The sequence below is a fragment of the Solidesulfovibrio sp. genome (genome assembly GCF_029978005.1).
GTDB lineage: Bacteria > Desulfobacterota > Desulfovibrionia > Desulfovibrionales > Desulfovibrionaceae > Solidesulfovibrio.
In genome coordinates this window covers 1-10,788 of record NZ_JARKOZ010000193.1, presented here as the reverse complement: position 1 = coordinate 10,788, position 10,788 = coordinate 1, and the positions used below count along the sequence as shown (strand labels likewise).

Below are 10,788 nucleotides of genomic sequence, written 5' to 3'. Positions count from 1 at the left end.
CCCCCCCGCCCCCCTTTGACCCCCCCCACGGTCGGTTTGCAGATACAATCAGAGCAGTTGCTATCGCTTAAAATACTTTCTTTTTCGGCCCGATCAGCCGATACTAATTGACCGTGGCCTCCGGTCCACGACACCCCTTTGAAGTTTTTCGGGAGGGAGGGGGCCCGGGGGAGGGAGCCCCTTTTTTCAAAAAGGGGCTCCCTCCCCCGGTTCTCCCTCGATACGACAACCATTATGATACTATTCCACTCCGAGGATGACTTCCTGGCGCTCATCGACCGGCATTTCCCGCGCGCCGGCGAGGGCATCGTGCTTTCGCGCGGCGACGACGCGGCCATCATCGCCTGTCCGGGCCAGGTCTGCGTGACCACGGACCTGTTCCTGGAGGACGTGCATTTCCGGCGCTCGTATTTCACGCCCGCGGACGTGGGCTACAAGGCCCTGGCCGTCAACGTGAGCGACGTGGCCGCCATGGGCTGCCGGCCCACGGGTTTCGTGCTGGGCCTGACCAGCCCCGACGACGCGGATCGGGAATATTGGGAGGAGGCCATGGCCGGCATGGCCGGGCTGGCCCGGGCCCTGGACCTGCCCCTGGCCGGCGGCGATTTGAGCCGGGGCGACAAGCTCGGGCTTTGCGTCACCATCTGGGGCGCGCCCGGGCCGTCGGGGCGGTTTCTCCGGCGCGGCCAGGCCTCGCCCGGAGACGTGCTCTTCGTGGTCGGCCCGGTAGGGTTGGCCCGGGTGGGCCTGGCCGTGCTGGAAAAGGAAGGCCGCCAGGCGGCCGAGCGTTTTCCCGCCGCCGTGGCCGCCCATCTGCGCCCCGAGCCGCGCCTGGCCGCCGGCCTGGCCCTGGCCGCCCTGCCCGAGGTCTCGGCCTGCATGGACGTCTCCGACGGCCTGGCCCGGGACCTGCCGCGCCTTTTGCCGGCGGGGCTCGGGGCGGACCTCTTCATCCCCCCCGCCCTGCTCCATCCCGAGGTCACGGCCCATGCCGCCGGCCACGGCCGCAAGCCCGAAAAGGAAGCGGTCTTCGGCGGCGAGGACTATGCGCTCCTCGGCTGCGTCTCCCCGGCCGGCTGGCCGGCCGTGCGCGCCGCCGTGTCCGGGGCGGCCGCCATCGGCATGGTCGTGCCCAAAAACGCCTACACCCTCAACGGCGCGCCGTTCAGCATGGCCGGCTTCGACCATTTCGGCTAGCGCGCGCCCCCGAGAAAACACGCATGCTTACGCATAGTTCGGGGACACGGCGCTAGGCCATGGGACTTCTGCTGTTCGGGGCGGCCTGCATCAGCTTCTCCGCCGTCTTCGTCAAGCTGGCCGGCGTCGCGCCGTCGGTTTCGGCCTTTTACCGGCTTGCCATCGGCGGCCTGATGCTCCTCGCCCTGCTCGCGGCCACGAAAAACCTCGGCGCCATGAGAAAGGCCCTGTCCTGGCCGGCCCTCGGCTGCGCCGTCTTTTTCGTGTGCGACCTGCTGTGCTGGCACGCCAGCATCAATTACGTCGGCCCGGGCCTGGCCACCCTGGCCGGCAACTTCCAGGTGTTCCTGGTCACCTTCGCGGCGGCCGTGGCCGCGCGGCGCCCCCCGAGGCCGGCCTTCCTGGCCGCCATGGCCGTGGCCCTTTTCGGGCTCTACCTCGTGGTCGGCCGGGGTTTTTCCGCCCAGAGCCACGAGTTTCGCCTGGGCATCGGCTACGGCCTGGCCACGTCCGTCTTTTACGCGCTTTTCATCATGACCCTTAAAAAGGCCGTCACCGACCAGGGGCGGGCCGGCCCCATGGCGGCCATGGCCGTGCTGTCCCTGGCCGGGGCGGGGCTGCTCTTGCCGGTGGTGCCGGGTTTCGGCGCGTCGTTCGTGCTGCCGTCGGTCGAAAGCCTCCTGGCCCTGCTTGGCCTCGGCGTCGTCGGCCAGACCGTGGGCTGGCTGGCCATCTCCATCGGCCTGGCCGGCGTGCGGCCGGCCCTGGCCGCGCTCATCCTGCTCCTGCAGCCGACCCTGTCCTATGTGTGGGACGTGCTCTTTTTCGGCAAGGCCACCGGTCCGGTGGAACTGGCCGGCGTGGCCCTGGCCCTTGGCGGCATCTACCTCGGTTCCGTCGTCGGCGGAACGGCAAAAACCTGATGGAGGACCCGGTATGGACCTGATGCTTCGCGTCCTTGGCGTCGTGCGCTCGCCCCTGGACGATCCGGCCACGGCCCCGCGTTTCGAGACGGACAACGCCCCCCGGGCCGAGGTCGTTCTCGATCCGGCTTACCGCACGGCGGCCAAGTCCCTGGAGGTCGGCCAGGAGATCCTGCTTTTCACCTGGTTCCACCTGGCCCACCGCGACTGCCAGGAGGTCCATCCCCGGCGGGACATGGGCCGGCCCCTGACCGGGGTCTTCTCCACCCGCTCGCCGGACCGGCCCAACCCCATCGGCCTGCACCAGGTACGCATCGCCGCCATCGATGGCGACGTCCTGGCCATCGAGGCCCTGGAGGCCGTGGACGGCACGCCGGTCATCGACATCAAGCCTCTGGCCGACCGCCCGGGACGGTGACGTTGCCGACGAAGGAATTCGTGCAAAATTTTACAAGCCAAGGGTTGCCTAGAACCGCTCATTTGCATTAGCGATTTTGCAACCGACCACCGATACCCCCAAAGGAGATCCGCATGCCCAAGAAGGAACACGTCAAGAAGGTCAATGCCGTCGTCTGCGCCTACTTCGCCCACACCGGCTACCTGACCAAGGAAGAGGCCAGGGAGCTGTGCGGCGTAAGCGAGAGCGCCTTCGAGGAAGCCTACGGCAAGGCCGGCAGGATCTTCAGCAAGATCGGCTCCGAACCCGACAAGGGCGTCAGCAAGCTCTTCGACCACCTGGGCCAGGAAGTGGAAGAGTACATGAAGAAGATCAGCGGCTACGGCATCGCCTAGCCGACATTTTCGTCGTCCCGCCGCCCCGTTCGTGCCTCAGGGGCGGGCGGGGCGAGGTCGTCGCGCCCGGTCGGACCGGGTCGGCGCGAGGGCGGACGTCACTTCCGGCAGGGTCGCCCTCTCTCCGCCGGCCCTGATCGGCGTCTCTCATTTCAGTTCCCTTCGACCGTCGTCCGCGACGGCTTTTTATTTTTCCGCCGCCGGGGCGACGTCCTCTTGAAAGACCGTCGCCATCCCATCCAACGTCCCGCCCCGCTTTCCATTCGCCGTCTTTTCCGTTACAGCAACACCCCGTTCCAGCCGTATTTCGAAAGGAGCGTCGCATGCCTTCCCTTTCCTTCCTGCTCGCCTATCTCGTCTTCGGCGCCATCGCCGGCGTCATCGCCGGGCTTCTCGGCGTCGGCGGCGGCATCGTGGTGGTCCCGGCCCTGTACTGGTTCTTCACCGCCCAGGGCTTTTCCCAGGAGCTCATCATGCAGATGGCCCTCGGCACGTCCCTGGCCGCCATCTGCTTCACTTCCGTATCGAGCTTCCGCGCCCACCATCGCCGCGGCGCGGTGCTGTGGCCCATCGTCAAGTCCATCACCCCGGGCATCCTTGTAGGCACCTTCGCCGGCTCCTGCCTGGCCGCGCGCCTGCCCACCGGTTTTCTCAAGGGTTTTTTCGTCTGCTTCCTGTATTACGTCTCGATCCAGATGCTGCTCAACATCAAGCCCAAGCCCACGCGCCAGATTCCCGGGCGCGGCGGCATGTTCGGCGCGGGCGCGGCCATCGGCGCGGTGTCGAGCCTGGTCGGCATCGGCGGCGGCACCTTGTCGGTGCCGTTCATGACCTGGTGCAACATTCCCATCCACGCCGCCGTGGGCACTTCCGCCGCCATCGGCTTTCCCATCGCCGTGGCCGGCGCCCTGGGCTACATCGTGAACGGCTTCGGCGCGGACCACCTGCCCCCCATGTCCCTGGGCTACATCTCTTTGCCGGCCCTGGTCGGCATCGCCGCGGTCAGCATCCTCACCGCGCCCTACGGCGCGAAGCTCGCCCACAAGCTGCCCGTGGGCACCCTCAAGCGCGTCTTCGCCCTGTTTTTGCTGGCCATGGCCACGCGCATGCTGTGGAGCCTGTTCTAACGACCTTCCGGAAAGGAGCGCGCCATGCTGCAAAGCCTGCTCGGCCTCGTCACCCTCGTCGCGGCGGCCATGGCGCTCAGCGAACGCCGGGGGGTCATCCCCTGGCGGCTGGTCCTCGGCGGCCTGGGGCTGCAAGCGGCCATCGCCGCCTTCATGCTCAAGGCCCCGTTTCTGCGCGGCATGTTCATGGGCCTCAACGCCCTGGTCGCGGCCATGGACGAAGCCACCCGCGCCGGCACGGCCTTCGTCTTCGGCTACGTGGGCGGCGGCCCGGCCCCCTTCGCCGCCACCGACCCGTCAGCGAGCTTCATCCTCGGCTTTCAGGCCCTGCCGCTGGTCATCGTCATCGCGGCGCTGACGGCCCTGCTCTATTACTGGAAGATCCTGCCCCGCCTGGTGCGGGCCTTTTCCTTCGTGCTCGAAAAGTCCATGGGCATCGGCGGGGTGCTCGGCGTGGGCGCGGGGGGCTGCATCTTCCTCGGCATGATCGAAGCGCCGCTGCTCATCCGGCCCTACATGGTCCGCATGACCCGAAGCGAACTGTTCGCCATGATGGCCACGGGCATGTCCTGCATCGCCGGCACCATGCTCATGCTCTACGCCACGGTGCTCAAGGCCGTGCTTCCCGACAGCCTGGGCCATATCCTCACTGCTTCGGTCATCCACGCCCCGGCCGCCCTGGTGGTGGCCGCCCTGATGCTGCCCGAGACCGAGGCCCCGACGCTCGGGCGCAAGCTGCCCGATTCGCCGGCCTCGGGGGCCATGGACGCGGTGGTTTCCGGCACGGCCGACGGCCTGCGCCTTTTCTGGAGCATCGTGGCCACGCTGCTGGTCTTCGTCGCCCTGGTCAAGCTCGCCAACATCCTGCTCGCGACGCTGCCCGAGGTGGCCGGCGCGCCCGTGACGCTCGAGCGCATGCTCGGCCTGGTCATGGCCCCGGTAGCCTGGCTGCTGGGGATTCCCTGGGCCGAGGCTGCCGCGGCCGGGAGCCTGCTCGGCACCAAGATCGTGCTCAACGAGTTCATCGCCTTCATCGACCTGTCCAAGCTGCCGGCCGGGACCTTCTCGGAGCACACCCGGCTGATCCTCACCTACGCCATGTGCAGCTTCGCCAACCTCGGCAGCGTGGGCATCCTGCTCGCCGGCATGACCTCGCTTTGCCCGGAGCGCAAGCGCGAGATCACGGCCCTTGGCGGCCGGGCGCTCGTCGCCGGCGTCCTGGCCTCGCTCATGACCGGGACCGTGGTGGGGATTCTGGCCTCGTTTTAAGAGGAACGATCTAGAAGCAGCCGGCGGCCCGGCCGGAAACCGCCGCGCGGCAGGCAGGCGGCGCAAGCGAAACCGGGGCGCAGCGGCCGGCCAGCAGCGCGGCCACGAGGTCGGTGCGGCACCGTACCTCGAAGGCGACGTCCACGGGCCTCGCGCCGAGCTCTTCCAGGCTGTGGGCGTCGGAGCCGGCCAGGGCGGGCAGGCCGCGCCTGGCGGCGAAGCGCACGGCGGCGGCGTTTTCCTCGAGGCTGTTGCGCCCGTTTTCCACCTCCACGGCGGCCAGGGCCTCGTGCCCGAGGAGACCCGGCCCGGCCGGACGCCAGGCGCGGAAGGGATGGGCGGCCACGGCCGCGCCGCCAAGGCCCGAAGCGAGGCTTACGACCTCGCGGGCCGAAAGCCCGGGGCGCAGGTGCTCGAAGGGGCCGAACAGCAGAATGTCGCCCTCGGGAGTGGAATACTCCATGCCGACGATGAGGCAGAGCCCGTCTTGCTGCACGCCCTCGCGCACGCTCCGGCCGGCGGCCATGGTGTCGTGGTCGGTCAGGCACACGCCGTCGAGGCCGAGCCGGCGGGCATTCCCCAGGATCTCCTCCAGGGACAGCCGGCTGCAGGGCGAAAGCCTCGTGTGGACGTGCAGGTCGAAGCGCATGGACGATCCTTGCGCCTGCGCGCCGAAAAAGGCAAAATGGTAATACCTATGACCAACCCCACTATTGATCACGCCGATCGATACGACAGGGAGGCGGACTGATGCCGCGCCGGTGCGTCCTGCTGGTCCTCGACGGCCTGGGCGACCGTTCCCACGCCGCGCTCGGCGGCCGCACGCCGCTGCAGGCGGCGCACACCCCCCACCTCGACGCCATCGCCGCCGCCGGGGCCAACGGCCTCTACCACGCCGGCTTCCCGGGCCAGGCCCTGCCGAGCGAAAACGCCCACTTCGCCATGTTCGGGGCCGCGCCCGAGGAGTTTCCCGGCCGGGGCTACCTGGAAGCCCTGGGGCTGGGCCTGTCCCCCGCCCCGGGCGAGGTCTGCCTGCTGGCCCATTTCTGCAACGCCGTCGTGGACGACGGCTGCCTGCGCCTGTGGCGCGACAAGCCGGAGAAGCCCGCGCCCGAGGAGGCCGCGGCGCTTTTTGCGGCCGTGGCCGACTTCTCCTTCGAGGGCGTGCGGGTGCGCCTGCACCGCGACAAGGGGCTTTTCGGCGTGGTCGTCATGACCGGCGGCGTCTCGCCCGAGGTCACGGACACCAACCCCATGGTGGACGGCCTGTTCCTGCCCGAGCCCGAGCCCATGGCCGGGGCCGGGCCGGAAGCGGCCCGCGCCGCCCGGGCGCTTTGGGCCTACCTGCTCTTCGCCCGGCGGGTCCTTTGCGCCCATCCCGTCAACATCGCCCGGGAGGCGGCGGGGCTCTCGCCCATCAACGCCCTGGTCACCCAGCGCGCCGGCATGGTACGGCCCCTGCCGCGCTTCGGCGAACGCTTCGGCCTGCGCCCGGCCTCGATCGCCTCGGGCACGCTCTTCGCCGGCGTGGCCCGGGCGCTGGGCTTCGACCTGCTTCCCGCCCGCGACACCGGCGACCCCGGGGCGGACCTGGCCGAACGCCTGGAGACGGCCCGCCGGGCGACGGAGCACGACTTCCTCCACGTCCACACCAAGGCCCCGGACGAGGCCGCCCACACCAAGGACCCGCTGGCCAAAAAGGCCGTCATCGAGGCCCTGGACGCGGCCGTGGGCCGGGCCGCCGGGCCGCTGCTGCGCGACCCGGAAGTGCTCTTCGTGGTCACCTCCGACCATTCCACGCCGTCGAGCGGGCCGCTCATCCACGGCGGCGAGCCCGTGCCACTGTGCCTGCACGGGCCGGGGCAGCGCGTGGACGCGGTGTCGCGCTTCGACGAGGTGTCCGCCGCCGCCGGCTGCCTGGGCTTCGTGCGCGGGACCGAGCTGCCCTATCTGATCCTGAACGGCCTGGAGCGGGCCCGCCTGGCCGGCATCCGCGACACGCCGGACCCGCCGGCCTGCTACCCCGGCCCGGTGCGCCCCTTCCGCCTGGAGGAAACATGACCGACCCCGCCGCCCTCGCCCCCGTCGGCGTCATCCACGGCCGCTTCCAGGTGCTGCACAACGACCACCTGCGCTACCTCCTGGCCGGCCGGGCCCGCTGCCGGCACCTGGTGGTCGGCGTCACCAACCCCGACCCCGGGCTGACCCGCGACGAACAGGCCGACCCCGACCGCTCGGCCCCGGCCGCCAACCCCCTGACCTACTACGAGCGCCAGGCCATGGTCCGCGCCGCCCTGACGGCGGCGGGCACGGCCGAGGCGGACCTCACCGTGGTCCCCTTTCCCGTCAACCTTCCGGAGCTCTACCGCTATTACGTTCCTCTGGAGGCGCTTTTCTTCCTCACCATCTACGACGCCTGGGGCCGCCGCAAACGGGAGTACTTCGAGAGCCTGGGGCTTCGCATCGAGGTGCTGTGGGAGACGCCGCCCGAGGAGAAAGGGATCTCGGGCGCGGACGTGCGCCGGCTGATGGCCGAGGGCGGGGCCTGGGAAGCCCTGGTGCCCCCGGCCGTGGCCGCCCTGGCCAAAAAATGGGACCTGCCGGCCCGGCTGGCGGCGGCCCGCTGAGGAAAGCTCCCACCCGACTCTACTGCTTTTCCGCCACATGCAGCCCCACCAGGCGGGCCATGAAGAACACCAGGTAGAACTGCCCGGCCACTCCCTCGACCACGGCCAGAGTCTGGGCCAGGGGCGACAGCGGCACGATGTCGCCGTAGCCCATGGTGAGCAGCGTCACGTAGCTGAAGAAAAAGAGCAGCCGATCCGTCGCCTCCAGCGACAGATGGTCGCCGTGCACCGTGAAGTCGAAGGAACCCGGCATGAGCCTTTCCACTAGGGAATAGGCGGTGAACCACATGGCCCCCAGGAACAGGTAGACGCAAAGCCCGCCGAGCACCGTGTCCAGGTCCACCCGCTTCTGCCTGGCCAGGTAGCGCGTCACCTCCACGGCGGTCAGGAAGATTACGGGCAGGCCCAGGGCGTCGCTCAGCATGCTCGGCCCCACGCCCTGGGTGAGGTACTTGGCCACGATGCTCGCGCCGCAAACGAGCGCCAGGCACAGGATGAGCGGGAACAGGCGGCTTTGGCGCACCACGCGCAGGGCCGCTCCCATCAGGCACAAAAAGACCAGGTCCTGGGCCACGCCCGCCCCCTCGCCCTTGATGAAGGGGGAAACCAGCATCTGGGCCAGCAGGGCGGCCAGCAGGAAATGAAAGGGCTTGCCGGAGGACGTGACGGCGAGGGTGGCGTTGACCGGGCTTTTGACCATGCGCGTCTCCTTTGCCTGGCGGCTACGCGATCGCGGCCGGCGCGGCAAGGGCCATGGCGCTAAAGGAGCGCCGCGCCGCTTAAAAGCAGCACGAAGCGCTTGTAGAGCTCCAGGTCGAAGGAGCCGGCCATCTCGTGGCGCATGATGCGCAGGGCCTCGAAGGGCCGCACGGCGTCGGCGTAGACCCGCCGCGAGGTCAGGGCGTCGTAGACGTCGGCCAGGGAGACGGCCCGGGCGTGGACCGGGATGGCCTCGCCGGAGAGCCCCCGGGGATAGCCCGCGCCGTTTATCTTCTCGTGGTGCATGAGGATGCACTCCCGGGCCAGACGCGACAGGGAAAGCGGCCGGCAAAGCCGCTCCCCGAGGACCGGGTGTTCCCGTACGGCCAGGAACTCCTCGGGCGTGAGCCGGCCGGGCTTGCGCAGGATGGCGGCGTCCACGCCCTCCTTGCCGCTGTCGTGCAAAAGCGCCCCCACCCCGGCCTGGATGACGGCGGGCTGGGGCAGGCCCAAGGACTTGAGCAAAAACACGGTATAGACGAAGACGTGCACCCCGTGGCTGTAGACGTCGTAGTCGTGGGCCATGAGCGCGCCCAGGCGGGAGAGCCCGGCGTCGGTGCACAGAAAGGCCACGCAGTCGCGCACGTAGGCCACGAACAGCCGGCCGTGCATGTCGGAAATCCCCTGGGGGAGCCGGTCGCGCAACAGTTCGCGCACGATCTCGCAGCAGTCGTGGTAGAAGACCGCCGCCTTCTGCTCGCGCGACATGTCCGCAGCCAGCAGCGCGCCGGGCAGGTTGCGACGCATGTAGCCCCGGTAGCGGTCCCGCTGCTCCCGGTGGATGTAGACCACGGAAACGCCGTATTCCGCCAGCATCCCCCGACGGTCCGCCGGAATGACCTCGCCGTCCCGGGCGAACAGCGTGTGGCTGTCGCCATGGCGCAGGAAGACCTCGAAATCCCCGGGCGCGTGGGGAAAGAGGTGGCCCAGGGGGATGGGCTGGTATTCGCTGGCCGGGTCGGCGGCCGGCGGCGGCGGCAACGTCGTCATGCGCAGTGCAACTTTGTTACAATTTGAGGCTCCCGTTTCAGGGGGCGTGCGCGTCCCGTCGAAAAATAGCTTTTCATTCCAATAGGTCGCGTTTTCCCCTGCCCCACGGTCGACATTCCGTTCCCCGCATAGCAAATGTCGGGCCTGACGCGTCGCCCCGCCTTGCCAGCCCTCCCCGCCCCTGCCATGATGCCGCGACCGGCGTTTCGCCGCTTGAGGACAGCATCGCCGACGTTCAAAAAAACAATTATTCAAGCATATTACGTTTTCACCCCACCCAGGCGCACCTGGCGGGGCGAATCCGGGGGAGAAAAACCATGTGCGGCAGATTCGCCCTGGCCGTGCCGCGCCGGCTGGTGGCCGAGGCCATGGCCGTGCCCGACATGCCCCAAAACGTGCCGGCCCGCCCCGAAATCTTCCCGTCCGAGCTCATCGAGGCCGTGTTCGCGGCCCGGGAGACCGGACGCCGCCTGGCTGGGCTCTTCCGCTGGGGCTTCGTCCCGGCCTTCGTCAAGGACCCCGCCGCCATGCGTCCCATGATCAACGCCCGGGCCGAAACCGCCCTGGACAAACCCTCCTTTCGGGGAGCCGTGCGCTACCGCCGCTGCCTCGTCCCGGCCCAGGGGTTCTTCGAGTGGCGAAAAAACCCCGGGGGCGGCAAGACGCGCTTTTTCTGCACCCTGCCGGACGCGCCCGTCATGGCCCTGGCCGGCATCTACGAACGCGCCGTGTCGCCGGAAGGCGAAGTCCGCGACACCGCCGCCATCCTCACCCGGCCGGCCTCGCCGCAGATGGCCGCCGTCCACGAGCGCATGCCGCTGATTCTGCCGCCCTCGGCCTTCGCCGCCTGGCTCGACCCGCGCCTGACCGAACGGCCGGACGTGGCGGCGCTTCTGGCCACGCCGCCGCCGGAGTTGCGGTTGGCGGAGAAAGGGGAAGCGGGAGAGGAAGAACGGGGCGCTGCCCCGGACCCCGCCAGGAGGGGGTGACCCCCTCCTGGACCTCCCCGATGGGAGCGGATGGTGAGGCGGTCGGGAACGTCGGGCGGCGGGGCGACAGTCAGTGTGGTCGCGGAATTTCGGGCAACCCGCAGGCCGCAGAGCC

The 10,788-nt window shown here is 69.5% G+C and carries 12 protein-coding genes; 9 read left to right on the top strand and 3 right to left on the bottom strand.

Annotated features, from left to right (window positions below):
* Positions 1 to 234 precede the first annotated feature (234 nt).
* From thiL to Q1K70_RS20340, 6 genes are all read left to right on the top strand, one after another.
* Positions 235 to 1,197, top strand: coding sequence for a thiamine-phosphate kinase (gene thiL / locus Q1K70_RS20365; protein WP_300163953.1), 963 nt, complete (start codon positions 235 to 237; stop codon positions 1,195 to 1,197).
* A gap of 59 nt (positions 1,198 to 1,256) precedes the next feature.
* Complete coding sequence (locus Q1K70_RS20360) at positions 1,257 to 2,120, top strand: DMT family transporter (RefSeq protein WP_300163950.1); 864 nt, start codon at positions 1,257 to 1,259, stop codon at positions 2,118 to 2,120.
* A gap of 13 nt (positions 2,121 to 2,133) precedes the next feature.
* Entirely contained in the window at positions 2,134 to 2,538 is a 405-nt protein-coding gene (gene tsaA / locus Q1K70_RS20355) for a tRNA (N6-threonylcarbamoyladenosine(37)-N6)-methyltransferase TrmO (RefSeq protein WP_300163947.1), read from the top strand.
* Between the two features lie 113 nt (positions 2,539 to 2,651).
* Positions 2,652 to 2,912: a hypothetical protein gene (locus Q1K70_RS20350; protein WP_300163946.1), complete on the top strand. Its 261-nt coding sequence runs from the start codon at positions 2,652 to 2,654 to the stop codon at positions 2,910 to 2,912.
* A gap of 323 nt (positions 2,913 to 3,235) precedes the next feature.
* Positions 3,236 to 4,039 (top strand): sulfite exporter TauE/SafE family protein, encoded by an 804-nt coding sequence (locus Q1K70_RS20345; RefSeq protein ID WP_300163943.1) that lies wholly within the window; start codon positions 3,236 to 3,238, stop codon positions 4,037 to 4,039.
* 24 nt (positions 4,040 to 4,063) lie between these two features.
* Positions 4,064 to 5,308, top strand: coding sequence for a nucleoside transporter C-terminal domain-containing protein (locus tag Q1K70_RS20340; protein WP_300163940.1), 1,245 nt, complete (start codon positions 4,064 to 4,066; stop codon positions 5,306 to 5,308).
* 10 nt (positions 5,309 to 5,318) lie between these two features.
* On the opposite strand, the gene Q1K70_RS20335 is transcribed toward Q1K70_RS20340, so the two are convergent.
* Entirely contained in the window at positions 5,319 to 5,957 is a 639-nt protein-coding gene (locus Q1K70_RS20335) for a PHP domain-containing protein (RefSeq protein ID WP_300163938.1), read from the bottom strand.
* 101 nt (positions 5,958 to 6,058) lie between these two features.
* Between Q1K70_RS20335 and Q1K70_RS20330 the strand changes: the two genes are divergently transcribed.
* Both Q1K70_RS20330 and Q1K70_RS20325 read left to right on the top strand, forming a co-directional pair.
* Positions 6,059 to 7,369 carry an alkaline phosphatase family protein gene (locus Q1K70_RS20330; protein ID WP_300163935.1) on the top strand — a complete coding sequence of 437 codons (1,311 nt, stop codon included), beginning with the start codon at positions 6,059 to 6,061 and terminating at the stop codon, positions 7,367 to 7,369.
* Complete coding sequence (locus Q1K70_RS20325) at positions 7,366 to 7,935, top strand: nicotinate-nucleotide adenylyltransferase (RefSeq protein WP_300163932.1); 570 nt, start codon at positions 7,366 to 7,368, stop codon at positions 7,933 to 7,935. The genes Q1K70_RS20330 and Q1K70_RS20325 overlap by 4 nt, the downstream gene beginning before the upstream one ends.
* A 19-nt stretch (positions 7,936 to 7,954) precedes the next feature.
* Here Q1K70_RS20325 and Q1K70_RS20320 read toward each other — a convergent pair whose 3' ends face one another.
* Both Q1K70_RS20320 and Q1K70_RS20315 read right to left on the bottom strand, forming a co-directional pair.
* Positions 7,955 to 8,635 carry a potassium channel family protein gene (locus Q1K70_RS20320; protein ID WP_300163930.1) on the bottom strand — a complete coding sequence of 227 codons (681 nt, stop codon included), beginning with the start codon at positions 8,633 to 8,635 and terminating at the stop codon, positions 7,955 to 7,957.
* A 59-nt stretch (positions 8,636 to 8,694) separates the two neighbouring features.
* Positions 8,695 to 9,684, bottom strand: a complete 990-nt coding sequence (locus Q1K70_RS20315) for an HD domain-containing phosphohydrolase (protein WP_300163927.1) — start codon at positions 9,682 to 9,684, stop codon at positions 8,695 to 8,697.
* 317 nt (positions 9,685 to 10,001) lie between these two features.
* Between Q1K70_RS20315 and Q1K70_RS20310 the strand changes: the two genes are divergently transcribed.
* Positions 10,002 to 10,673, top strand: a complete 672-nt coding sequence (locus Q1K70_RS20310) for an SOS response-associated peptidase (protein ID WP_300163924.1) — start codon at positions 10,002 to 10,004, stop codon at positions 10,671 to 10,673.
* Positions 10,674 to 10,788 lie beyond the last annotated feature (115 nt).